We start from the raw sequence: 25,302 nt of genomic DNA, 5'->3' as shown, positions 1-25,302 counted from the left end.
GGCGCCCCGGCAAGCCCCAACCATCACTTCGTCGCAGTGTCGTCGACCACCTTGAAGCGCAGCACACCAATCACCTGCCCGTCTTCGGTCAGCACCCTCACCTGCCATTTGCCCACCGGGTTAGGCGGGAAGTTCTGCTTGTGGGTCCAGGCGCGGTAGCCTTCCTTGCGCCCACCGTGGATGTCCAGGGCAATACGGTCGACTTCCGTGCCGTCCTTTTGCCACACGTGATAGATCCGCTCGTTCAGGCCTCGTGGTGCGTTGATCGAGGTGTACGCATACAACCCGCTGCTCTTGATGCGGCTGGCAGCGATCTCGTCCAGCGACTCGCCGGGCTGGCGGTTGAGCACTTCGGTACTGACGGCCACTTCGGTCATCCACAGCGTCGCCGGTGGTACCCAGGAGCGTAGCAACCAGCCTCCGGCCCCGACCGATAGCGTCACCAGCACCAGGGCCACGCCGCGCCGCCAGGTATTCACCGGGAAGCTGCTGGCCAGGCTCGGGAACGACAGGGCCATGGCGATGATCAACGCCAGCTTGAAGCTCTGAGCGGTGGTCAGGTGCAAAATGATGGGCAGCGCGGTCAGCAATGCTGCGAACAACGTCAGGGTGTGCAGCGCGAGGAACAGCCAGCGCCGTGGGGCCAGCCACTTGTAGTACAGCGGGTCGACGATCGAAATCAGCCCGGCAGCGCCCAGCAAGCCGGTGAACACCAGTTGGCCGCTGTTCCAGGTGGTGGTGATGAAGAAGAACGGCAGGACGAAGAACAGGGTTTCCTGGTGGATCATCTGCGTCGCGTAGCGCAGCAAGGGCTGCGGGATTTCGCGGTTGAAGGTGCGGGCGAACAGGCCGGTAAGGGTGTTTTCCAGCATCAGCCAGACCCAACTGACCAGCATCAGGACGGCTACCCAGCTGGCAAGGCCGGCCTGGCGGTCGACCAGGATGAAGCTGCCGATGCCAGAGAGGAAACCCCCAAGCGCAATGATGCCGGGGTAGCGTTTAAGCAGTTCGATGACGCGCTGGACGAAGCGGGGAATTGGGGGCATGGGTCTACAACAGGAGAGATAGGGTGGCTGTGCCGGCCGCTTCGCGGACAAGCCCGCGCCCACAGGGGCAATGTCTACCGTTGTGGAGGCGGGCCCGCGAACAGGCCGGTACTGGCTAAAGGATACCGCCGAATCACTTCTGCCGTGTAGCACCGCTCGGTGGTTGCGGGGTGTGCCGGCGCCAGCGCAGCAACCCTGCCGCCAGGATCAGCCCCAGCAGCAGGGCGAGCAGCCCGTACAGCTCGTCGTAACCCAGCAGCGGTTTCTCGATGCGCAGGTAACCCGGGTCCTTGAGCAATTCCTTCAGTGCCTCATTGGCCTGTGCCAGGCTGACCTGGCGCAACTTGCGCGCAGGGTTGGCAAAACGGCCGTCGGTGTAGTCGTTCAACGCGCCCCAGTAATAGTCGGCCAAGGCACTGTTGCCTTGGGTACTCCAGCTTTCCCGGGCAACGCTGGCGTCCTTGATACGGGCGAAGGTGTCCGGGTCGAGGCCTTCCTTGCGCAGGTGGTCGAACAAGCCCTGCATCACCTTGACCGCCTTGTCGATGTCGTCGCGTTCCAGGTCGGCGTTAAGGCTGAGCATGCCACTGTCGCCGAAGCTTTCGCGCTGCACCGATGGGCCGTAGGACAGCCCATTGCGCAGGCGCAACTGGTCGTACAGTGCCCAGTCCAGGTAGCGTGACAGCAGGTCGAGGGTCGGCTGGTGGTCGTTGTCCAGCACCGGCTCGATGAACAGCCAGTGCAACTTGACGCTGTCGCCCAGCCAGCCGCGGGTCAGGTCGCGGCGTTGGTCGGCCTGCTGGCTGATGCTCTCGAGGTTGCGGCGCTCTTCCGGTTCGGTGGCAGGCAGCTCGCCAAAGGTCCGCTCCAGGTAGGCCGGCAGCAGGCGGTCGAGGCCACCGACCAGGATCAGGGTCATGTTGTTGGCCGCGTACCAGCGGTCGCGCAGGGCCTGCACCTGTTCCAGGGTCATGTCGTCGATGTTCGAGCGCTCGGCGCATTTGAGGCCCAGCTCGGTGGCCAACTGGTCACTGGCGGGGTGGCCGATGTCCTGGCGGTCGAGCCAGCGCTGCAGGTGGCCATAGTGGCCGCCATCTTCGCGCTCGATGATCCTTTTCGCCGTGGCCAGGGCCTTGGCGTCGATCGGGGTGTCGCGGATTATCGCCAGCAGCAGGTCGAGGACTTTTCGCTGGTTGCGCGCCGGCGCTTCGATCACGAAGGTGGTATCGGCGCTGCTGGTGTAGGCATTCCACTCGCCGCCCAGGGCTTGCAGGCGCTCTTCCAGGCCGCCCTCGCCCGTTTCGTCGATGCCGCTGAACAGCAAGTGCTCGAGCAAGTGCGGCAGCTCTTTCTGCTCGCAACTGAAGTCATCCAGGCCGACCCCCACCACCAGGCGGATGGCCACGTGGTCGCGTTCATAGCCGTTCTTGAGGATGACCTGCAGGCCGTTGGGCAGCAGGTAGCCTTCAACCCGCGAGCGGTCGAGGGCGAGCGTGGGCAGGCTGCAGATCAGTAGGCAAACGAACATCAGGCAACGCATGGGCGAGCTTGGATCTCCTGGTTGGCGAAATCACGGCAAGCGGGCTTCGTCCGGCACGCTGTCGAGCATTAGCCCGCCCGTGTCCGAGCCACCGAGTACCACATAGGCACTGCTGCAGAACAAAGAGTTCAACCGCTTCATGTCTGCGATCAGCTCCAAGTGTAGCGAACTGGTCTCGATACTTTGCACCACCTTGCGTTGCAGGCGGCTGACATGGGCGTGAGCAAGGCGCCGTTCCTGTGCACGAAACCGGCGTTTTTCACGCAGCAACAGCTGCGCGCTTTCGGGGTCGGCGCTGAGGAATACGGACAGGCCTAGGCGCAGATTCGACAGCAACTGCTCCTGCAGGCCGGTCAGTTCCTCCAGGCCGACCTGGGAAAACTCTCGGCGCTGGCTGGTTTTCTGCTGCTGGACTTTGCGCAGCATGCGTTCGACCAGGTCGCAGGCCAGCTTGAGGTTGATCGCCAACTCGATGATCTCGGCCCAGCGTCGGTTATCGCGCTCGCTGAGGTCCTCCCGCGTCATCTGCGCCAGGTACAGTTTGATGGCGCTGTACAGGGCCTCGGCATCCTCGGCCAAGGCGCGCACCTGCTGTGGCAGTGCGGCTTGCGTGCCGCGCAGGGCCCCGAGCATGGCTTCGAGCAGGCTGTCGACGATGTCGCCCAGGCGCAGGGTTTCGCGGGCCGCGTTGGCCAGTGCCAGGCTGGGCGTTTCCAGCGCTGAGGCATCAAGGTGGCGCGGGCGTACTTGGCCATTGCCGTTTTCGCGCTCGGGCAGCAAGAAGTTGCACAGCCGGCCCATGGGTTTGACGGTTGGCAGCATGAGCAAGCAGCGCAGGGTGTTGTAGAGCAGGTGGAACCCGATCACTAGCTCCTGAGGGCTGAAGCTCAAGGTGTCCATCCACTCCACCAGTGGGTGCAGCACCGGAATGATCAGCAACAGGCCGAACAGCTTGTACAGCAAGCTGCCCAGCGCGACGCGCCGCCCGGCGGCGTTCTGCATGCTGGTGCTGATGAAGGCCAGCAAGCCGCTGCCGATGTTGGCACCCACCACCAGGCCGATGGCCACCGGCAGGCTGATCACTTCAGCGCCGGCCAGGGTCGCGGTGAGCAACACCGCCGCCAGGCTGGAATAGGAGATCATCGCAAACAGCGCGCCGACCAAGGCGTCGAGCAAGATGTCCCCGGTCAACGACGCGAACAGGACTTTCACGCCCTGGGCATGGGTGATGGGCGCAGCGGCCTGCACGATCAGCTCCAGGGCCAGGATGATCAAGCCAAGGCCAATCCCTACCCGTCCCAGCTGGCCGACGCGGGTTTGTTTGCGCGAGAGGAAGAAGATCACACCCAGGAAGATCAGCAGGGGCGACAGCCACGACAGGTCGAAGGTCAGCACCCGGGCCATGAGCGCGGTACCGACATCGGCGCCAAGCATGATCGCCAAGGCCGGTGTCATGGCCATCAGGCCTTGGCCGACGAAGGATGTGACCAGCATCGCGGTGGCGTTGCTGCTCTGCACCATGGCGGTAACCAGAATCCCGGCGATGAACGCCAGGGGGCGTTTGTTCATGTTCTGGCTGATGATGCGGCGCAGGTCAGAGCCGAAAACCCGGAGGATGCCGGTACGCACGATGTGTGTGCCCCAGACCAAAAGCGTCACGGCCGAGAGCAGGTTGAGCAGGGTCAGCATGGCGAAGCCCCCTGTTGCCAATGGCCTATGTGGGCCAATAAGTGGAGCGTGGGCGTTTTGGAAAATTTCAGTGCCCACTCAAAGCTTTAGTTGTTTTGTGCAGCGCTTGCCAGCTTCGCATGGCTGTCGGCGATTTGAAACAACCGGTCATGAATGATTGCCCTGCTGGCCTCTTCGCGGGTAAACCCGCTCCCACAGGGATCGTTGGCGGCCTGTGGGAGCGGGTTTTACCCGCGAAGAGGCCGGCAAGCACGAAAAAGGGCCCCGAAGGGCCCTTGCTTGAAACGCGCTTCCTGGGTTTATTGACCCGGAATGTCCTTGCGCAGTTTCACCGGATCATGCTCTTTGCCATCTTTGCGCGACAGGGCAGTGCGCATACGGATGTTGATCGCTTCGACCGCCAGCGAGAACGCCATGGCGAAGTAGACGTAGCCTTTTGGCACATGCACGTCGAACGATTCGGCGATCAGCACGGTACCGACCACGATCAGGAACGACAGCGCGAGCATCTTCAGCGAAGGGTGCTTGTCGATGAAGTTACTGATGGCACCGGCGCACAGCATCATCACCAGCACGGCGACGACAATGGCGGCGATCATTACCGGCACATGGGAGACCATGCCCACAGCGGTGATCACCGAATCCAGCGAGAACACGATGTCGATGATGGCGATCTGGATGATGGTGTAGAAGAACTTGCCGCCCGCGCCTTTCGGTTCGTCCGAGCTTTCGTCTTCGCCTTCCAGGCCGTGGTAGATCTCCTGGGAGCTCTTCCACAACAGGAACAGGCCGCCGAAGAACAGGATCAGGTCGCGGCCGGAGATGCCTTGGCCGAAGACCACGAACAGATCGGCGGTCAGGCGCATGACCCAGGTGATCGACAGCAACAGCATGATACGCGTGACCATGGCCAGGGCCAGGCCGAAGATCCGGGTACGTGGCTGCATGTGCTTGGGCATGCGGCTGACCAGGATCGAGATCATGATGATGTTGTCGATCCCGAGAACGATCTCAAGCGCGGTGAGGGTGAAAAAGGCAACCCAGATTTCCGGGCTGGTCAGCCATTCCATGTGTATTCCTTCGAACGGTAAAGGCGACGCGCCCCAATTTGGGGCGCATCGCGGGAGGGGTAATACGTGTTTATTAAAGATTACTGAACAGCGGGAAAATCCCCATCAGCAGTGCGGCGAGCATTATGCACAGGCACACCAGAACTGCCCACTTCAGGGTGAAGCGCTGGTGGTCACCGAACTCGATGCCGGCCAGGGCCACCAGCAGGTAGGTGGAGGGTACCAAGGGGCTGAGCAGATGTACCGGCTGGCCGACGATCGACGCGCGGGCCATCTCGACCGGGCTGATGCCGTAGTGGCTGGCGGCCTCGGCAAGTACCGGCAACACGCCGTAGTAGAAGGCGTCGTTGGACATGAAGAACGTGAACGGCATGCTCACGATCGCGGTGATCACCGCCAGGTATGGGCCCAGGGCCTCGGGGATGACCGCCAGCAGGCTCTTGGACATGGCATCGACCATGCCTGTGCCGGACAGGATGCCGGTGAAGATACCGGCGGCGAAGATCAGCCCGGTTACCGCTAGAACGCTGCCGGCGTGGGCGGCAATGCGGTCTTTTTGCTGCTGCAGGCAGGGGTAGTTGACGATCATGGCGATGCTGAAGGCGATCATGAACAGCACCGGCAGTGGCAGCACGCCTGCGATCAGGGCAACCATCAGGGCTGCGGTCAGGGCACCGTTGAAGTACAACAGTTTTGGCCGGCGCGCCTCCGGGAACTGCGACACGGTGATTTCGCTGTGGTCGATGTCGTCGGTCGGCAGGTGCAGTTCGCCCAGGCGGGCACGTTCACGCTTGCCGTACATATAGGCAATGGCCAGGATCGCCAGAACGCCGAACAGCATGGCTGGGATCATGGGCACGAAAATATCTGACGGGTCCACGTGCAGTGCGCTGGCGGCGCGTGCGGTCGGGCCACCCCAGGGGGTCATGTTCATCACCCCGCCGGCCAGGATGATCAGGCCGGCCATGATCCGCGGGCTCATGCCCAAGCGGCTGTACATGGGCAGCATGGCGGCGCAGCAGATCATGTAGGTGGTGGCGCCGTCACCGTCGAGCGAGACCACCAGGGCCAGCACGGCGGTGCCGACCGAGACTTTCAGCGGGTCGCCTTTGACCAGCTTGAGGATCTTGCGCACGGCCGGGTCGAACAGGCCGGAGTCGATCATCAGGGCAAAGTAGAGGATGGCGAACATCAACATCACGCCGGTTGGCGCGAGTTTGCTGATGCCCTCGAGCATCATGGGGCCGATCTTGGCGGAGAAACCGCCGAACAGGGCGAACAGGATCGGTACCAGGATCAGCGCGATCAAGGCCGACAGGCGCTTGGTCATGATCAGGTACATGAAGGTGATGACCATGGCAAAGCCGAGGAAGGTCAGCATGGCAATACTCCAGGCGTGGCGCGGCGAAAGGACAGTCGATTCGGGCGGATCAGCGCGTCAGGCGCTGTGCAGGGAGCATGCGGAGGGGGACGACATGAAGGCGGGCACAGGAATACATCAGAATCACCATTGTTGTTGTTGATTGGGCCGGGCGCGGAAGATTCCGGGTGCCCTGGCTGACCGGTCTTGTGCCGGTAGTGGGCGCTATCCTAAGAGGGCAAGCTTTCAGCCAGCTTTCGCTGTGACAAAGGCGACGGGAGGTAGGTGATGCAGAATGTGACCGAAGGTGGCTGCCACTGTGGTGGCTTGCGGTATCGGCTGGAGGGCGTGCTGACGGATGTCGCCCACTGCCATTGTTCGATCTGTCGGCGCGTCAGTGGCGGGTTGGTGGTGACTTGGCTGACGGTGCCACGTTCCGCTTTCCAGTGGCTGGCGGGCGAGCCGCGCTGCTATGTGGCGCCGGCCAGTTGCAGCCGGTATTTTTGTGGGCAGTGTGGGGCGCATGTGGCATTGGTCACTTCGCACAGCCCGGACAGCATCGATGTGACGGTGGCGACGCTGGACTACCCGGAGCGGGTGCGGGCCAACCGGCATATCTGGACGGGTAGCCGGTTGCCTTGGTTGCACCTGGATGAGGATCTGCCTGGGGAGGTTGGGGAAAGCCTGTAGGTCATCTGTTAGGTCGCATGGCCTTCGCGGGCAAGCCCGCTCCCACAGGTACCCCGCTGCGCCAAGGGCAGTGATAACCCTGTGGGAGCGGGCTTGCCCGCGATGAGGCCGGTGCTGTGATGACTACAACTGCAACCCGCCTGCGGCCTTGTGCAGCGTTCGCAGATGCTCACCCACCTGCTTCACGTTGGTCTCGATCGCGGCAATCTCCTTGGCCCGCGAGGGGTCCAGCAGCGCCCTCACCTCTTTGTCCAGGTCGGTGCTTAGGCGCAGCAACTGGGCCTGCCGCTCGCTGCTGACTTTCTCCAGGTGCTTGCGCTCATCGGGCTGCGGTAGACCATAGCCTTTGGCGTCCAGCAGTTCTGCCGGGCGGCTGAGGAAGCCGCTGTTGGCGAGCATCTGCTGCAGCGTCTGGTTGGCCTTGTCGATACTGCCATCCTTCAGCGCCGCCGCGTTCAAGTAGCGCTGCTTGACCTCGTCCTGGGCCAGCAACAGCTGGCGGCGCAGGCTGGCCTGCTCGAGCAGCAGCAAGGCAGCGCTGGTGCGCAGGTCGGCCTGGGCGAACCAGCCGCGGCGCTGTTCGGCATCCAGGGCCAGCCAGTCCTCGACCTTGTCCTGCTTGATCGGCAGCTGCTTTTTCAGCACGTCGAACATGGCCTGGTAGCGGTCACGGTAGGAGTCGAAGCGGTAACCCAGGCGCAGGGCTTCGCGGGGGTCATCGAGCACACTGGTATCGGCAATGCCGCGCCCTTTGAGCACTTCCAGCAGGCCGTTGGGCATGATGCTGTCGAGGTCGTTCAGGCGCGGGTTGGCGGTGCCACTGCGCAGCAGTTTCAGCGATTCGACCGCGCAATTGTTGGACAGGAAGTAGTAATTGCCGTCGTAGCTCCAGTGCATTTCCGCCGCCTGGCGCACCAGGTTCTCGACTTCCTGGCGGTCGAGCTTGAGGGGGATCGACGCCAGGCTGCGCAGCTCGGTCTTGGTGTACTCGTCGATGACCTGGCCCAACGGCAACACGAACAGCCGCGATGGATAAGCGCCGACCAGGCCGTCCCAGCTGGACAACTGCACATCGTTGACGAAGGCGCGGTACGACAGCACCAGGTGCTGGTCGAGGTCCAGGCGGCAATCCGGGCCGCGCGGCCGCCCAGGTTTGCAGATGACCAGGCGCAGCATGCTGTGGCCCCAGCGGCTGACCCAGTTCTGATTGGCCTCGGCCAGCAGGTAGTCGACTTCATAAACGCGTTCGGGGTCGATTTCGCCCAGTGGCTGGCGAGCGAAGTCGCTGCCCGCGTTGAGGAATGGCAAGCCCTTGGCGCAGCTCTCTTGTGCGGGTGCCCAGCCGAAGTGGGCGCGCAGGTACTGGTTCAAGGCGGGGCGCCGGCAGGCATAGCTCGGGTCGAGGAGGAAGTACTCCATGTTGACCGCGATGAATTCCTTGGGGCTGCTCAGCTCATAGGTGTCAGGGCTGCGCACGAACTGGCCGTTGTGCTGCTCACGCTCACCGCGGCGGCCGACATATTGCTGCCAGCCCGCAAGGTCGAGCAGGCGTGGGTCATCGCTCAAGGTGAAGCGCCGTTCGGCCTGGCCGCGGCACGCCTCTGGCAAGCCGATTTTGCCCACGGTGCCCTGCTGGCGCTTGCAACGGGCGATCAGCGAGCGCTCGGTGGACGGCCACAACCGGGCCCGGTCGTAAATATGGGTCAGCTCATGCAGGACAGTCGCCAGCAGCTCTTCGCGCACGGTGCCGTGTGGGCGGTGGGTGCGTTCGCGGGCGGCGCTGCCATCGACCAGCCCGGGCAGCAGGCGGCTGTTGAGCTCCAGGGTAGAAACCAGCGACGCCTGGCCATAGGCGTCGGCGGGCATGCGCGCAGTCCAGCTGACCTGCACACGCCGGTCCAGTTGCTGCTTGAAGCGCGGCGGCAGCTTGCCCAGTGCTTCGTCGAGCAGTGCCTGGCTGGCTTGGCGTTGTTGAGGGTCGAGGCCGGAAGCCTGCAGCTCAAGCTGCAGGTCGGCCAGGGCGGGTGTGCCGAGCAGCGTCAGGGCGCAGCCGAGCAGCCAGGCACGCACCTGGTTCACAGCGCGAGAATGGCTTCAGCCAGCACTTGGTCGCTGGCGCCTCGCGCTTCAGGCAGGCGCTCGCGCAGGGTATTGAACGCAGCTTCAAGCTGGGCGCCACGGATATCACCGTTGCTGGCGACGAAGCTGGCGGCATCGTCGTGCGCTTCACGCACGACTTTGGAGTCACGGATCGAGGTGGTGGTGTCGGACGTGAAATCGATCGAACGGCCAAAGGCACGCACGATGATGTTGCTGGTGGCCACCAGCGTCTGTGCCTGGGCCAGGTCGGCCAGCAGCAGCATGCCGAGGGTAGCGGCAATCAGCGGTTTACGCATGGAGCATCTCCGAAAAATACAGGGAGTCAGGTGTAGTCATTGGACGAGAATTGCCTGCGCCAGTTCCAGGTCGCCGACAGCCTGTGCGGCACCGTGCTGGCGCAGCGAGGCGAACGCCGCTTCCAGGCGCGCACCGAGGATCAGGCCATCGCTGGCGACGAATACCGCAGCATCGTCACGTGCCTGGCTGACCAGCTTACGGTCGAACGGCGCTGTGGTGACTTGGCTGGTGACATAGCCTGTGATGACCAGGCTTTGCGTGGTGGTGTCCAACGCATGGGCAGGTGCCATGCTTAGGGGAATGCCAACGGCGACTAACAACAACGGCAACAGATAACGCATGGGCTTCTGACGGCTGGGAACGAGGGGGTGAAGACACCTGCGGCTGTGCGGGCGAGCACCCGTACAGTCGCAGGGCTCAGTGCAGGTCAGATGGCCAGGATGGCCTGTGCCAGCTGTGCGTCGCTAGCCTGCAGGGTCGGCATTTGCGCGCGAATGTGCAGGAAGGCGCTTTCCAGCTTGGCGCCGCGAATGTCGCCTTGGCTGCCAACGAAGCTGGCGGCATCGTCACGGGCGGCTTGGACGATCTTGTCGTCGCGGAACGACGACGATACGTCGGAGGTGGCGTCGGTGGATGCAGCGACAGCGCCCACGACTGCGTCAGTGGTGACGACGAAGCTGGTGGCGCTGGCGGTGCCGGCCAGGCTCAGCATCAGGGCGGCGCCAATCAGGTGTTTAAGGGACATGATCGTGGACTCCTAGGGGATTCTGCTAATCGGACGCTCGCACTGCGCGTCTCGGTACTTTTCAACATCTGGTTTCTACCAGACTGTTAAGCCAAGCGTATCACGCGTCGATGTTTCTGGATGTTAATGAACACCCCTTCCCAGTACTGTACTGGTGTGTTTTTGAATTATAAGAAACTGTACCTGTAGAGCTGTGAGCCGCTCTGGTACGTGGCTTACAAACAAAAAACCCGCTGCAGTCACCTGCAACGGGTTTAGGAATTCGCGGTGCCGGGCGTAGCCGGCAAGCCGGAGCTTAGCGCCAGAAAGGCTTGCTCAGCTCTTCGTAACGCTGCGACTCGCTGATACCGGCGTCGGCCAGCAGACGGGAGTCCAGGCGAGCCAGTTGACGGCGGCTGGCCATGCGACGCTGCCACAACAGCAGGGTGGACAGGGCGCGCAGAGGCATCGAAGCGTTGGATTGTTGGGCGTTGCTTTCAAAAACCAGACCGGAACTGAGTGTACGTTCCATGATGTTTCATCCTTCCGCTTATGGCGGGATTAGGTAGTGATTTAACTGATGCCAATGATCCTCCTCTCTTGTCCATAACAGTAGATACAGTTCTGCGGCATTACGATGGTTCAGTTAACTGTGTAACCCTACTGTTGCACTCGAAATAGGCGCAACTGTACTGGTCTGCACTTATATGGTGCAAAATGGTCGGGGATGAGAGGTGGTCAGCAGAAGGTAAGCTAAGAATACCAGTACAGTAGTACAGTTTCTGTAGCTTGATTGGCGGTCGTTTCGAGCGAGGGGTTTGACTGTACCGGCCCTATAGCCGGCAAGCCGCCTTCATCCGGCACGGCGCTGACGACGAATCGCGCGCTGTACCGGCTAAAGGCGGCTTGTTTGGAGCGGTGTAACTAAAGGCGTGTGGGAATCAGCTGGCGAGCATGCGCCCGGTCTCTTCCAGGTTTTCGTGCCAGCTCAACGCTTCGCGCAGAATGTGCGGCGTATGGCCACCGCGCTGGCAGGCGCGATCGAAGTAGTCGTTCAGCGCTGCGCGGTAATCCGGGTGCACACAGTTGTCGATGATCGCCCGGGCACGCTCGCGTGGCGCCAGGCCGCGCAAGTCTGCAAGCCCCTGCTCGGTGACCAGGATGTCGACGTCGTGCTCGGTGTGGTCGACGTGGCTGACCATCGGCACCACGCTGGAAATCGCGCCACCCTTGGCAATCGACTTGGTGACGAACACGGCCAGGTGCGCGTTACGGGCGAAATCGCCAGAACCACCGATGCCGTTCATCATCCGCGTGCCGCACACGTGGGTGGAGTTGACGTTGCCGTAGATATCGAACTCCAGCGCGGTGTTGATACCAATGATGCCCAGGCGACGGACCACCTCTGGGTGGTTGGAGATCTCCTGTGGGCGCAGCACCAGCTTGTCCTTGTAGCGCTCCAGGTTGCCGAACACATCGGCATTGCGACGGGTCGACAGGGTGATCGAGCTGCCGGAGGCGAAGCTCAGCTTGCCAGCGTCGATCAGGTCGAAGGTCGAATCCTGCAGTACTTCGGAGTACATGGTCAGGTCTTCGAACGGCGAATCGATCAAGCCGCACATCACCGCGTTGGCGATGCTGCCGATACCGGCCTGCAGTGGGCCGAGCTTGTTGGTCATGCGGCCAGCGTCGACTTCCTTCTTGAGGAAGTTGATCAGGTGGTCGGCGATGCCCTGGGTTTCGTCGTCCGGCGGCAATACAGTGGATGGCGAGTCCGGCTGGTCGCTGATGACGATACCGACGATCTTGGCCGGGTCGATCGGGATGGCGGTGCTGCCGATGCGATCATCGACCTTGACCAACGGGATCGGTGTGCGGGTTGGGCGGTAGGTCGGGATATAGATGTCGTGCAGGCCTTCGAGGTTGGCGTTGTGCGACAGGTTGATCTCGACGATCACTTGCTTGGCGAAGATCGCGAAGCTGGCCGAGTTGCCTACCGAGGTGGTCGGCACGATATGGCCTTGTTCGGTGATGGCCACGGCTTCGATGACGGCGATGTCCGGCAGCTTGAGCTGCTGGTTGCGCAATTGCTCGACGGTTTCCGACAGGTGCTGGTCGATGAACATCACCTGGCCGTCGTTGATGGCCTTGCGCAGGGTGCTGTCGACCTGGAAGGGCATGCGGCGAGCCAGCACGCCGGCCTCGGTCAGCTGCTTGTCCAGGTCATTGCCCAGGCTGGCGCCGGTCATCAGGCTGATTTTCAGCGGCGACTGCTTGGCACGTTCGGCCAGGGCATGGGGTACGGCCTTGGCTTCGCCGGCGCGGGTGAAGCCGCTCATGCCGACGGTCATGCCGTCCTCGATCAGACCAGCGGCATCAGCCGCACTCATTACCTTGCTGTGCAGGGAGGACAAGCGGATACGATCACGGTACATGGATTGTTATCTCAGGCTACTGAAGCTACTGGAGCGCAGTCTAGAGATTTCGCCGGTTGCCGTCCCACGACCATGGTCGTATGAGAAGCCCGGAAGTAGAGCCGTTGATCTGGATCAGGCAAATGTAAAAGCCCCGCAGATTTCTCGGCGGGGCTTCTTATATAGCGCACGGTTTGCAGCCAGTGGGTTACTCCACGGCTTTGACCATATCCTCGATTACCTTCTTGGCATCACCGAATACCATCATGGTCTTGTCCAGGTAGAACAGTTCGTTGTCCAGGCCTGCATAGCCGCTGGCCATGGAGCGCTTGTTGACGATGATGGTCTTGGCCTTGAACGCCTCCAGGATCGGCATGCCGGCAATCGGCGACTTGGGATCGTTTTTCGCTGCCGGGTTGACCACATCGTTGGCGCCCAACACCAGTACCACGTCGGCCTGGCCGAACTCGGCGTTGATGTCGTCCATCTCGAACACTTGGTCGTACGGCACTTCGGCTTCGGCCAGCAACACGTTCATGTGCCCCGGCATGCGGCCTGCCACCGGGTGGATCGCGTACTTCACGGTCACACCGTTGTGGGTCAGCTTCTCGGTCAGCTCCTTCAGCGCGTGCTGGGCACGGGCGACTGCCAGGCCGTAACCCGGCACGATGATCACCGTGTCGGCATTGCTGAGCAGGAAGGTAGCGTCGTCGGCCGAGCCGGATTTTACCGGGCGAGCTTCCTGGGTGCCGGCGGGGCCAGCGGCATCGGTCGCGCCGCCGAAGCCGCCGAGGATGACATTGAAGAACGAACGGTTCATCGCCTTGCACATGATGTACGAGAGGATGGCACCGCTGGAGCCGACCAGCGAGCCTGCGATGATCAGCATCGAGTTGTTCAGCGAGAAGCCGATACCCGCTGCTGCCCAGCCCGAATAGCTGTTGAGCATCGACACCACCACCGGCATGTCCGCGCCACCGATCGGAATAATGATCAGCACGCCCATGATGAAGGCCAGAGCCAGCATCAGGGTAAAGGCACTGTAGTGGCCGGTGAAGGTGAATAGTAGGCCCAGGGCGATGGTGGTCAGGCCCAGGATCAGGTTCAGCTTGTGCTGGCCGGCGAACTGTACCGGTGCGCCTTGGAACAGGCGGAACTTGTACTTGCCCGACAGCTTGCCGAAGGCGATCACGGAACCGGAGAAGGTGATGGCACCAATTGCCGCGCCGAGGAACAGCTCCAGGCGGTTACCCGTCGGGATCGGGTCGCTGATGCTGGCGACGATACCCATCGACTGCGGCTCCAACACGGCGGCAATGGCGATGAACACCGCGGCCAGGCCGATCATGCTGTGCATGAAGGCGACCAGTTCCGGCATCTTGGTCATCTCGACCCGCTTGGCCATGATCGAACCGGCGGTACCACCCACCAGCAGGCCGACGATCACGTAGCCGATACCGGCCGTTGCCAGTTCTGCACCCAGCTTATAAATGAGGCCAACCGTGGTGACGATTGCCAAGCCCATGCCGATCATGCCGAACAGGTTGCCGCGGCGTGACGTGGTCGGGTGCGAAAGGCCCTTGAGCGCCTGGATGAAGCAGATCGAGGCGACCAGGTAGAGAAGCGTTACCAGATTCATGCTCATGCTTACTTCTTCGCCTCGTTCTTGGCTTTCTTCTTGAACATCTCAAGCATGCGACGGGTGACCAGGAAGCCACCGAACACGTTGACCGCAGCCAAGGCCACGGCCAGCGTGCCCATCAGCTTGCCGGCGGGCGTTACGGTCAGCGCCGCCGCCAGCATGGCACCGACGATGACGATGGCCGAGATGGCGTTGGTGACCGCCATCAGCGGCGTGTGCAGCGCTGGGGTGACGTTCCACACCACGTGGTAGCCCACATAGATGGCCAGCACGAAAATGATCAGGTTGTAGATGCCATGGGAAATCAGCATGTCTTCCATTTGTCGTGCTCCTTAGCCGTTCTTGCGGACGACTTGGCCATCGCGGCACATGAGGCAGGCCGCGACGATGTCGTCTTCGAGGTTGATGACCAGCGCATTGTCCTTGTCGAACAACAGCTTCATGAAGTCCAGCAGGTTGCGTGCGTACAGTGCCGATGCATCGGCCCCCACCTGGGCAGGCAGGTTGGTCGGGCCGACGATGGTCACGCCGTTTTCCTGCACCACCTGGTCGGCGACGGTCAGTGGGCAGTTACCGCCTTGGGCGGCCGCCAGGTCGATGACCACTGACCCAGGCTTCATCTGCGCGACGGTTTCGGCGCTGAGCAGGGTCGGCGCCTTGCGGCCAGGGATCAGTGCGGTGGTGATGACGATGTCGGCCTGCTTGGCGCGTTCGTGTACGGCCTGGGCCTGGCGCTGCATCCAGCTGGCCGGCATCGGCCGCGCATAGCCACCAACGCCCTCGGCGCACTCACGTTCCTCATCGGTTTCGTAAGGTACGTCGATGAACTTGGCGCCCAGCGATTCGATCTGCTCTTTGACGGCGGGGCGTACATCCGACGCCTCGATCACGGCACCCATGCGCTTGGCGGTAGCAATGGCCTGCAGGCCTGCAACGCCTGCACCGAGGATCAGCACGCGGGCAGCCTTCACGGTACCGGCGGCCGTCATCAGCATGGGCATGAAGCGAGGGTAGTAGTGCGCTGCCAGCAGTACCGCCTTGTAACCGGCGATGTTGGCCTGGGACGACAGCACATCGAGGCTTTGTGCCCGCGAGGTACGCGGCGCTGCTTCGAGGGCGAAGGCGGTGATACCGCGCTCGGCCATCTTGCCGATCAGTTCACTGTTGAACGGGTTGAGCATGCCCACCAGCAGGCTGCCGCTGTTGATCAGCGCCATCTCCTGGTCGTTGGGCGCAACTACTTTAAGTACCAGTTGCGCGCCGTAGGCATCGGCGGCGGTACCCAGGGAGGCACCCACAGCCTCATAGGCACTGTCCGGAATGCTGGCGTTTAGCCCTGCCCCCCGTTGGACGGTGACCTGATGGCCCTGGGCAACCAGTTTTTTGATGGTTTCAGGGGTCGCGGCGACCCTTGTCTCACCCGTCTGCGTCTCGAGAGGAACACCAATGTGCACGACTATGTCTCCTGCGGTGACCTTTTGTCTTTGTTGAAGCCAGCGTACTTCGGCTGGTGCGCTGGTGCGGTCCAACCCGCCGAATCCTAGGCGGGCCAGGCATTTTGCAGATGAACCCAAGGGGCTTCAACCGGTTCTGGAGCGAAACTAAGTTAAAACTACAAGTCACCCTGTGACCGTATGTCGCAAGCCTTCGGTTGCAGCCCGTCAACCATGGGCCATTGGGAGATTAGGAGATAAAACTAAAAAAAATTGCGGTATTTCGCTTACGGTTCGCTAAATGTCGCAATTTAAGCCTGAAAGCCGCGTAGTCAGCAGGGTTAAACGGGATTTTCAGGCTTGCGTAACAGTTTTCGAATATGCGACAAATACATATATCTGTAGGTGTTTAAAATAATTGACTACGAGGTCAGGTTGTTTGGCTGCGACTAGGCAGAGGCGGTGGTGTAAGCCTGCGCTTGTGCTACCAGCCAGTCGCGGAAAGCCCGTAGCGAGGCAGACTCCACTTTGCGTTCGGGAATCATCAGATAGTAGGCCTTGTCACTGCTCAGGGCATGCCTGTTAGCGACCACCAACCTACCCTCCTCCAACTCCCGCTGAATCAGAAAGGGCGGGATCAGCGCGATACCCATTTCGTGCATCGCCGCCTGCGCGAGCATCGAGAATAGTTCATAACGCGGGCCTGTCATGTCGCGCTCCACGTTCATGCCCAGGCCACCGAACCATTGCCGCCAGGCATAGGGGCGCGTGGTCTGCTGCAGCAATGGCAGTTGCGCAATGCGGCGGGCGTCGAGCATGCCCTGCCCGCCCAGCAACGCCGGGCTGCAGACGGGGACAGGGTTCTCGCCCATCAGCCTATGCGACTGGGTGCCGGACCAGTCGGCATCGCCGAAATAGATGGCTGCATCAAAGGCTGTGTCGGCAAACAGAAATGGCCGGGTGCGGTTGGTCAGGTTGACGGTGACGTCGGGGTGGCGCTGCTGGAAGTCCTTGAGCCTGGGGAGCAGCCATTGGGTACCGAAGGTGGGTACCACGGCCAGTTCGATCACATTGGCGCCCTGCTGGCGCATGACCGACAAGGTATCGCGCTCTACCGCATCCAGCTGCGCGGCAACCTGGCGGCTGTAGGAAAGGCCAGCCTCGGTCAGCTTCACCCCGCGCCTTGAGCGGCGAAACAGTTCCACATTAAGGAAGGCCTCCAGGCCGCCGATCTGCCGACAAACGGCGCCCTGGGTCAGCGCGAGTTCTTGCGCGGCCTTGGTGAAGCTCTCGTTACGCGCCGCCGCCTCGAAACAGACCAGGGCGGCAGTGCTGGGGATCTTGCGGCGCATGTACGTCAACCTCACTTGTAAGGCTGTCAATGTGGCGTTTTGCTGATTTACGAAGTGACAAATTATCACTAATCCGTGCGCAATCCTCGTTTGTCCCGACGGCCGATCAGGCCTAGGCTCAAGGGCGCAAGAATTTGCTCTCTCTTTTCGAGGATTTCGCTCATGGCCGGTAAAGCAAGCTTCAACTGGATCGATCCGCTGCTGCTCGATCAGCAGCTCACTGAAGAAGAGCGCATGGTGCGTGACAGCGCTTATCAGTTCGCCCAGGACAAGCTGGCGCCGCGCGTGCTCGAAGCCTTCCGCCATGAGCAGACCGACCCGGCGATCTTCCGCGAGATGGGTGAAATCGGTTTGCTGGGTGCCACCATCCCCGAGCAGTATGGCGGCAGCGGCCTTAATTATGTGTGTTACGGGCTGATCGCTCGTGAGGTCGAGCGGATCGACTCTGGCTATCGCTCGATGATGAGTGTGCAGTCTTCCTTGGTGATGGTACCGATCAACGAATTCGGCACCGAGGCGCAGAAGCAGAAGTACCTGCCCAAGCTCGCCACGGGTGAGTGGATCGGTTGCTTTGGCCTGACCGAGCCTAACCACGGCTCCGACCCGGGCTCGATGATCACCCGGGCCAGAAAGGTGGACGGCGGCTACCGCCTGACCGGCAGCAAGATGTGGATCACCAACAGCCCGATCGCCGATGTGTTCGTGGTGTGGGGCAAGGATGACGCTGGCGATATCCGCGGCTTCGTGCTGGAAAAGGGCTGGGAAGGCCTCAGCGCCCCGGCGATCCACGGCAAGGTGGGCCTGCGTGCTTCGATCACAGGTGAGATCGTGATGGACAACGTGTTCGTGCCTGAGGAGAACATCTTCCCAGACGTGCGCGGCCTCAAGGGCCCGTTCACCTGCCTGAACTCGGCACGCTATGGCATCTCCTGGGGGGCGTTGGGCGCCGCCGAGGCCTGCTGGCATACCGCGCGCCAATACACCCTGGACCGTCAGCAGTTCGGCCGCCCGCTGGCAGCCAATCAGCTGATCCAGAAAAAGCTGGCCGACATGCAGACCGAGATCACCCTGGCACTGCAGGGCTGCCTGCGCTTGGGGCGCATGAAGGATGAAGGCACGGCGGCTGTCGAGATCACCTCGATCATGAAGCGTAACTCTTGCGGTAAAGCCTTGGATATCGCCCGCATGGCACGTGACATGCTGGGGGGTAACGGCATTTCCGATGAGTTCGGCGTGGCTCGCCATCTGGTGAACCTTGAGGTGGTCAACACCTATGAAGGTACCCATGACGTGCATGCGTTGATCCTGGGGCGTGCTCAGACCGGCATCCAGGCCTTCTATTAATAAGGAGCCAGCCCATGGGCGCGCTATCACATCTGCGGGTGCTGGACCTTTCGCGCGTGTTGGCCGGCCCATGGTCTGGCCAGATTCTCGCTGACCTTGGGGCTGACGTGATCAAGGTCGAGCGCCCTGGCAATGGCGATGATACCCGCTCGTGGGGGCCGCCTTTCCTCAGAGATGTCCGGGGTGAGAATACCAGTGAGGCCGCCTATTACCTCTCGGCCAATCGCAACAAGCGTTCGGTGACGATCGACTTCACGCAGCCTGAAGGGCAACGTTTGGTGCGTGAGCTGGCGGCGAAGTCGGATATTGTCATCGAGAACTTCAAGGTGGGTGGCCTCGCAGCCTATGGGCTGGATTACCAAAGCCTGAAAGCGCTCAACCCAAAGCTTATCTATTGCTCCATTACCGGTTTTGGCCAGACCGGGCCCTATGCCAAGCGCGCGGGCTATGACTTCATGATCCAAGGGCTGGGTGGGTTGATGAGCCTGACCGGTCGGCCTGAGGGGGAAGAAGGTGCTGGGCCGGTAAAAGTTGGCGTGGCGCTGACTGACATTCTTACTGGGTTGTACTCGACTGTGGCGATTTTGACTGCCCTCGCCCATCGGGACCAGACCGGGATCGGCCAGCATGTCGACATGGCACTGCTCGATGTCCAGGTGGCCTGCCTGGCGAACCAGGCCATGAACTACCTGACCACGGGCACCCCGCCCCGGCGCCTGGGCAATGCGCATCCCAATATCGTGCCTTACCAGGACTTCCCTACAGCAGACGGCGATTTCATCCTTACCGTGGGTAATGATGGTCAGTTTCGCAAGTTTGCCGAGGTGGCTGGGCAGCCGCAGTGGGCGGATGATCCGCGCTTCGTTACTAATAAGCTGCGTGTGGCCAACCGTGGTGAGCTGATTCCGTTGATTCGTCAGGCTACGGTGTTCAAGACCACGGCGGAGTGGGTGAGCCAGTTGGAGAAGGCTGGAGTGCCGTGTGGGCCAATCAATGACCTGGCGCAGATGTTCCAGGATCCGCAGGTGGTGGCTCGAGGGTTGGCGGTGACTGTCCCGCACCCACTGGCGGGGAGTGTGCCGCAAGTAGCCAGCCCTATTCGCCTGTCGGAGACGCCGGTGGAGTACCGGCGGGCGCCGCCGCTGTTGGGTGAGCACACCGAGGCGGTATTGAGTGAGGTGTTGGGGCTGGATGCCGATGCGGTGCACCGCTTGCGCAGTGCTGGGGTGCTTTGAGGCTATATAGAGAAGTGGAATAGCGGGGAGGCCGAAGGCCTCCCCGCTTTGCTTTTTAGCGATATTAAGGTTTCGTGAAATTAAAGGTTGACGGGGTTTCGAATCCCCTTATAATGCGCCCCACTTCCAGCGTAGTCGGAACGAAAAACTCCTTGAGATTCAATGAGTTAAATAGTGAAGACGAAGTTTGAAGGGCTTCGATCGAAAGATCGTCAGCGGTTGAAAAGGTGGTTGACAGCGCTTCTAAACGCTGTATGATTCGCCTCCCGCTACGAGAGATCGCAGCGAGCCAAGTGTTTGAAGCTAAACGAGTTTCTCGCGAAAAACTTCAAAATAAACGCTTGACAGGCTCTGAGGAAAGCGTAGAATGCGCGCCTCGGTTGAGACGAAAAGCTCTTAACCAAACGCTCTTTAACAAATTGAATCAAGCAATTCGTGTGGGTGCTTGTGAGTATGGACTGATAGTCACAAAGATTATCAGCATCACAAGTGACCATGCGAGAAATCACATAGTCATTTGAGATTGCTGAGCCAAGTTTAGGGTTTCTTAAAAACCCAAGCAGTATTGAACTGAAGAGTTTGATCATGGCTCAGATTGAACGCTGGCGGCAGGCCTAACACATGCAAGTCGAGCGGATGAGAAGAGCTTGCTCTTCGATTCAGCGGCGGACGGGTGAGTAATGCCTAGGAATCTGCCTGGTAGTGGGGGACAACGTTTCGAAAGGAACGCTAATACCGCATACGTCCTACGGGAGAAAGCAGGGGACCTTCGGGCCTTGCGCTATCAGATGAGCCTAGGTCGGATTAGCTAGTTGGTGAGGTAATGGCTCACCAAGGCGACGATCCGTAACTGGTCTGAGAGGATGATCAGTCACACTGGAACTGAGACACGGTCCAGACTCCTACGGGAGGCAGCAGTGGGGAATATTGGACAATGGGCGAAAGCCTGATCCAGCCATGCCGCGTGTGTGAAGAAGGTCTTCGGATTGTAAAGCACTTTAAGTTGGGAGGAAGGGCAGTAAGCGAATACCTTGCTGTTTTGACGTTACCGACAGAATAAGCACCGGCTAACTCTGTGCCAGCAGCCGCGGTAATACAGAGGGTGCAAGCGTTAATCGGAATTACTGGGCGTAAAGCGCGCGTAGGTGGTTTGTTAAGTTGGATGTGAAAGCCCCGGGCTCAACCTGGGAACTGCATCCAAAACTGGCAAGCTAGAGTACGGTAGAGGGTGGTGGAATTTCCTGTGTAGCGGTGAAATGCGTAGATATAGGAAGGAACACCAGTGGCGAAGGCGACCACCTGGACTGATACTGACACTGAGGTGCGAAAGCGTGGGGAGCAAACAGGATTAGATACCCTGGTAGTCCACGCCGTAAACGATGTCAACTAGCCGTTGGAATCCTTGAGATTTTAGTGGCGCAGCTAACGCATTAAGTTGACCGCCTGGGGAGTACGGCCGCAAGGTTAAAACTCAAATGAATTGACGGGGGCCCGCACAAGCGGTGGAGCATGTGGTTTAATTCGAAGCAACGCGAAGAACCTTACCAGGCCTTGACATGCAGAGAACTTTCTAGAGATAGATTGGTGCCTTCGGGAACTCTGACACAGGTGCTGCATGGCTGTCGTCAGCTCGTGTCGTGAGATGTTGGGTTAAGTCCCGTAACGAGCGCAACCCTTGTCCTTAGTTACCAGCACGTTATGGTGGGCACTCTAAGGAGACTGCCGGTGACAAACCGGAGGAAGGTGGGGATGACGTCAAGTCATCATGGCCCTTACGGCCTGGGCTACACACGTGCTACAATGGTCGGTACAGAGGGTTGCCAAGCCGCGAGGTGGAGCTAATCTCACAAAACCGATCGTAGTCCGGATCGCAGTCTGCAACTCGACTGCGTGAAGTCGGAATCGCTAGTAATCGCGAATCAGAATGTCGCGGTGAATACGTTCCCGGGCCTTGTACACACCGCCCGTCACACCATGGGAGTGGGTTGCACCAGAAGTAGCTAGTCTAACCTTCGGGAGGACGGTTACCACGGTGTGATTCATGACTGGGGTGAAGTCGTAACAAGGTAGCCGTAGGGGAACCTGCGGCTGGATCACCTCCTTAATCGACGACATCAGCCTGCTGATGAGCTCCCACACGAATTGCTTGATTCATTGTTGAAGACGATCAAGGCCTTCTATAGGTCTAATCTTTGTTCTTGATCAGAACTTAGAAATGAACATTCGTTGATGAATGTTGATTTCTGACTTTTGTCAGATCGTTCTTTAAAAATTCGGATATGTGATAGAAATAGACTGAACACTACTTTCACTGGTAGTGGATCAGGCTAAGGTAAAATTTGTGGGCTTGAAAGAGCAAAACGAATTTTCGGCGAATGTCGTCTTCACAGTATAACCAGATTGCTTGGGGTTATATGGTCAAGTGAAGAAGCGCATACGGTGGATGCCTTGGCAGTCAGAGGCGATGAAAGACGTGGTAGCCTGCGATAAGCTTTGGGGAGTCGGCAAACAGACTGTGATCCAGAGATCTCTGAATGGGGGAACCCACTCAGCATAAGCTGAGTATCTTGTACTGAATACATAGGTGCAAGAGGCGAACCAGGGGAACTGAAACATCTAAGTACCCTGAGGAAAAGAAATCAACCGAGATTCCCTTAGTAGTGGCGAGCGAACGGGGACCAGCCCTTAAGTTGGTTTGAGATTAGTGGAACGCTCTGGAAAGTGCGGCCATAGTGGGTGATAGCCCCGTACACGAAAATCTCTTATCAATGAAATCGAGTAGGACGGAGCACGAGAAACTTTGTCTGAATATGGGGGGACCATCCTCCAAGGCTAAATACTACTGACTGACCGATAGTGAACTAGTACCGTGAGGGAAAGGCGAAAAGAACCCCGGAGAGGGGAGTGAAATAGATCCTGAAACCGTATGCGTACAAGCAGTGGGAGCCTACTTGTTAGGTGACTGCGTACCTTTTGTATAATGGGTCAGCGACTTATATTCAGTGGCGAGCTTAACCGAATAGGGGAGGCGTAGCGAAAGCGAGTCTTAATAGGGCGTTTAGTCGCTGGGTATAGACCCGAAACCGGGCGATCTATCCATGGGCAGGTTGAAGGTTAGGTAACACTGACTGGAGGACCGAACCGACTACCGTTGAAAAGTTAGCGGATGACCTGTGGATCGGAGTGAAAGGCTAATCAAGCTCGGAGATAGCTGGTTCTCCTCGAAAGCTATTTAGGTAGCGCCTCATGTATCACTGTAGGGGGTAGAGCACTGTTTCGGCTAGGGGGTCATCCCGACTTACCAAACCGATGCAAACTCCGAATACCTACAAGTGCCGAGCATGGGAGACACACGGCGGGTGCTAACGTCCGTCGTGAAAAGGGAAACAACCCAGACCGTCAGCTAAGGTCCCAAAGTCATGGTTAAGTGGGAAACGATGTGGGAAGGCTTAGACAGCTAGGAGGTTGGCTTAGAAGCAGCCACCCTTTAAAGAAAGCGTAATAGCTCACTAGTCGAGTCGGCCTGCGCGGAAGATGTAACGGGGCTCAAACCATGCACCGAAGCTACGGGTATCATCTTATGATGATGCGGTAGAGGAGCGTTCTGTAAGCCTGTGAAGGTGAGTTGAGAAGCTTGCTGGAGGTATCAGAAGTGCGAATGCTGACATGAGTAACGACAATGGGAGTGAAAAACTCCCACGCCGAAAGACCAAGGTTTCCTGCGCAACGTTAATCGACGCAGGGTTAGTCGGTCCCTAAGGCGAGGCTGAAAAGCGTAGTCGATGGAAAACAGGTTAATATTCCTGTACTTCCAGTTATTGCGATGGAGGGACGGAGAAGGCTAGGCCAGCTTGGCGTTGGTTGTCCAAGTTTAAGGTGGTAGGCTGAGATCTTAGGCAAATCCGGGATCTCAAGGCCGAGAGCTGATGACGAGTTGCCTTTAGGCGACGAAGTGGTTGATGCCATGCTTCCAAGAAAAGCTCCTAAGCTTCAGATAACTGGGAACCGTACCCCAAACCGACACAGGTGGTTAGGTAGAGAATACCAAGGCGCTTGAGAGAACTCGGGTGAAGGAACTAGGCAAAATGGCACCGTAACTTCGGGAGAAGGTGCGCCGGCGAGGGTTAAGGACTTGCTCCGTAAGCCCATGCCGGTCGAAGATACCAGGCCGCTGCGACTGTTTATTAAAAACACAGCACTCTGCAAACACGAAAGTGGACGTATAGGGTGTGACGCCTGCCCGGTGCCGGAAGGTTAATTGATGGGGTTAGCGCAAGCGAAGCTCTTGATCGAAGCCCCGGTAAACGGCGGCCGTAACTATAACGGTCCTAAGGTAGCGAAATTCCTTGTCGGGTAAGTTCCGACCTGCACGAATGGCGTAACGATGGCGGCGCTGTCTCCACCCGAGACTCAGTGAAATTGAAATCGCTGTGAAGATGCAGTGTATCCGCGGCTAGACGGAAAGACCCCGTGAACCTTTACTATAGCTTTGCACTGGACTTTGAATTTGCTTGTGTAGGATAGGTGGGAGGCTTTGAAGTGGGGACGCCAGTTCTCATGGAGCCATCCTTGAAATACCACCCTGGCAACTTTGAGGTTCTAACTCAGGTCCGTTATCCGGATCGAGGACAGTGTATGGTGGGTAGTTTGACTGGGGCGGTCTCCTCCCAAAGAGTAACGGAGGAGTACGAAGGTGCGCTCAGACCGGTCGGAAATCGGTCGTAGAGTATAAAGGCAAAAGCGCGCTTGACTGCGAGACAAACACGTCGAGCAGGTACGAAAGTAGGTCTTAGTGATCCGGTGGTTCTGTATGGAAGGGCCATCGCTCAACGGATAAAAGGTACTCCGGGGATAACAGGCTGATACCGCCCAAGAGTTCATATCGACGGCGGTGTTTGGCACCTCGATGTCGGCTCATCACATCCTGGGGCTGAAGCCGGTCCCAAGGGTATGGCTGTTCGCCATTTAAAGTGGTACGCGAGCTGGGTTTAGAACGTCGTGAGACAGTTCGGTCCCTATCTGCCGTGGACGTTTGAGATTTGAGAGGGGCTGCTCCTAGTACGAGAGGACCGGAGTGGACGAACCTCTGGTGTTCCGGTTGTCACGCCAGTGGCATTGCCGGGTAGCTATGTTCGGAAGAGATAACCGCTGAAAGCATCTAAGCGGGAAACTTGCCTCAAGATGAGATCTCACTGGGATCTTGAATCCCCTAAAGGGCCGTCGAAGACTACGACGTTGATAGGTTGGGTGTGTAAGCGCTGTGAGGCGTTGAGCTAACCAATACTAATTGCCCGTGAGGCTTGACCATATAACACCCAAGCAATTTGCTAACGCAGATTGCGGTGGTGAAGACGAAAGACCCGAAA

Annotated in this window: 18 protein-coding genes and 2 rRNA genes; 5 read left to right on the top strand and 15 right to left on the bottom strand. The window is 59.5% G+C overall.

Features of this window, described 5'->3' with window-relative positions:
- Positions 1-23: 23 nt before the first annotated feature.
- The 5 genes from AB7M33_RS08350 to AB7M33_RS08330 all read right to left on the bottom strand — a co-directional run bounded on the left by AB7M33_RS08350 (position 24) and on the right by AB7M33_RS08330 (position 6,726).
- On the bottom strand, positions 24-1,046 hold the full coding sequence (locus AB7M33_RS08350) for a DUF5924 family protein (RefSeq protein WP_238209788.1): 1,023 nt from the start codon (positions 1,044-1,046) through the stop codon (positions 24-26).
- A gap of 133 nt (positions 1,047-1,179) precedes the next feature.
- Complete coding sequence (locus tag AB7M33_RS08345) at positions 1,180-2,586, bottom strand: M16 family metallopeptidase (RefSeq protein ID WP_027591955.1); 1,407 nt, start codon at positions 2,584-2,586, stop codon at positions 1,180-1,182.
- 30 nt (positions 2,587-2,616) lie between these two features.
- Entirely contained in the window at positions 2,617-4,275 is a 1,659-nt protein-coding gene (locus AB7M33_RS08340; protein ID WP_099428020.1) for a Na/Pi cotransporter family protein, read from the bottom strand.
- Between the two features lie 299 nt (positions 4,276-4,574).
- A complete protein-coding gene (locus AB7M33_RS08335; RefSeq protein WP_027591953.1) occupies positions 4,575-5,345 on the bottom strand; it encodes a TerC family protein in 771 nt (256 codons plus the stop codon).
- A 73-nt stretch (positions 5,346-5,418) separates the two neighbouring features.
- On the bottom strand, positions 5,419-6,726 hold the full coding sequence (locus tag AB7M33_RS08330) for a CitMHS family transporter (RefSeq protein WP_454242699.1): 1,308 nt from the start codon (positions 6,724-6,726) through the stop codon (positions 5,419-5,421).
- A gap of 267 nt (positions 6,727-6,993) precedes the next feature.
- Between AB7M33_RS08330 and AB7M33_RS08325 the strand changes: the two genes are divergently transcribed.
- The gene (locus AB7M33_RS08325) at positions 6,994-7,395 is read left to right on the top strand and encodes a GFA family protein (RefSeq protein WP_454242698.1); all 402 of its coding nucleotides are present in this window, start codon (positions 6,994-6,996) and stop codon (positions 7,393-7,395) included.
- 123 nt (positions 7,396-7,518) lie between these two features.
- Here AB7M33_RS08325 and AB7M33_RS08320 read toward each other — a convergent pair whose 3' ends face one another.
- The 10 genes from AB7M33_RS08320 to AB7M33_RS08275 all read right to left on the bottom strand — a co-directional run bounded on the left by AB7M33_RS08320 (position 7,519) and on the right by AB7M33_RS08275 (position 17,357).
- Positions 7,519-9,474: a DUF7844 domain-containing protein gene (locus AB7M33_RS08320; protein ID WP_454242697.1), complete on the bottom strand. Its 1,956-nt coding sequence runs from the start codon at positions 9,472-9,474 to the stop codon at positions 7,519-7,521.
- A complete protein-coding gene (locus AB7M33_RS08315) occupies positions 9,471-9,791 on the bottom strand; it encodes a DUF2388 domain-containing protein (protein WP_027591949.1) in 321 nt (106 codons plus the stop codon). Before AB7M33_RS08315 ends, AB7M33_RS08320 begins: the two co-directional genes overlap by 4 nt.
- 36 nt (positions 9,792-9,827) lie before the next feature.
- Complete coding sequence (locus AB7M33_RS08310; protein ID WP_274884285.1) at positions 9,828-10,133, bottom strand: DUF2388 domain-containing protein; 306 nt, start codon at positions 10,131-10,133, stop codon at positions 9,828-9,830.
- 86 nt (positions 10,134-10,219) lie between these two features.
- Entirely contained in the window at positions 10,220-10,537 is a 318-nt protein-coding gene (locus AB7M33_RS08305; RefSeq protein ID WP_027591947.1) for a DUF2388 domain-containing protein, read from the bottom strand.
- Between the two features lie 295 nt (positions 10,538-10,832).
- Entirely contained in the window at positions 10,833-11,048 is a 216-nt protein-coding gene (locus AB7M33_RS08300; protein ID WP_012269957.1) for a DUF1127 domain-containing protein, read from the bottom strand.
- A 409-nt stretch (positions 11,049-11,457) separates the two neighbouring features.
- Positions 11,458-12,951: an acetyl-CoA hydrolase/transferase family protein gene (locus tag AB7M33_RS08295; protein ID WP_027591946.1), complete on the bottom strand. Its 1,494-nt coding sequence runs from the start codon at positions 12,949-12,951 to the stop codon at positions 11,458-11,460.
- A gap of 187 nt (positions 12,952-13,138) precedes the next feature.
- Positions 13,139-14,575 (bottom strand): NAD(P)(+) transhydrogenase (Re/Si-specific) subunit beta, encoded by a 1,437-nt coding sequence (locus tag AB7M33_RS08290; RefSeq protein ID WP_454242696.1) that lies wholly within the window; start codon positions 14,573-14,575, stop codon positions 13,139-13,141.
- A gap of 2 nt (positions 14,576-14,577) precedes the next feature.
- On the bottom strand, positions 14,578-14,892 hold the full coding sequence (locus AB7M33_RS08285; RefSeq protein WP_027591944.1) for an NAD(P) transhydrogenase subunit alpha: 315 nt from the start codon (positions 14,890-14,892) through the stop codon (positions 14,578-14,580).
- Positions 14,893-14,904: 12 nt separating this feature from the next.
- A complete protein-coding gene (locus tag AB7M33_RS08280; protein ID WP_027591943.1) occupies positions 14,905-16,026 on the bottom strand; it encodes a Re/Si-specific NAD(P)(+) transhydrogenase subunit alpha in 1,122 nt (373 codons plus the stop codon).
- Between the two features lie 428 nt (positions 16,027-16,454).
- Entirely contained in the window at positions 16,455-17,357 is a 903-nt protein-coding gene (locus AB7M33_RS08275; protein ID WP_454242695.1) for a LysR family transcriptional regulator, read from the bottom strand.
- A 162-nt stretch (positions 17,358-17,519) separates the two neighbouring features.
- Here AB7M33_RS08275 and AB7M33_RS08270 point away from each other — a divergent pair, with 162 nt between their 5' ends.
- The 4 genes from AB7M33_RS08270 to AB7M33_RS08255 all read left to right on the top strand — a co-directional run bounded on the left by AB7M33_RS08270 (position 17,520) and on the right by AB7M33_RS08255 (position 25,244).
- Complete coding sequence (locus tag AB7M33_RS08270) at positions 17,520-18,701, top strand: acyl-CoA dehydrogenase (RefSeq protein ID WP_027591941.1); 1,182 nt, start codon at positions 17,520-17,522, stop codon at positions 18,699-18,701.
- 14 nt (positions 18,702-18,715) lie between these two features.
- Entirely contained in the window at positions 18,716-19,936 is a 1,221-nt protein-coding gene (locus tag AB7M33_RS08265) for a CaiB/BaiF CoA transferase family protein (protein ID WP_454242694.1), read from the top strand.
- Positions 19,937-20,503: 567 nt separating this feature from the next.
- Positions 20,504-22,040: ribosomal RNA gene (locus tag AB7M33_RS08260) — 16S ribosomal RNA — on the top strand.
- A gap of 312 nt (positions 22,041-22,352) precedes the next feature.
- Positions 22,353-25,244 (top strand): 23S ribosomal RNA (locus AB7M33_RS08255).
- Together the 16S and 23S rRNA genes form the textbook arrangement of a ribosomal RNA operon.
- Positions 25,245-25,302: the final 58 nt, after the last annotated feature.

Source organism: Pseudomonas sp. Y3 TE3536, assembly GCF_053629175.1.
This window is presented reverse-complemented; position numbering and strand designations above follow the sequence as displayed.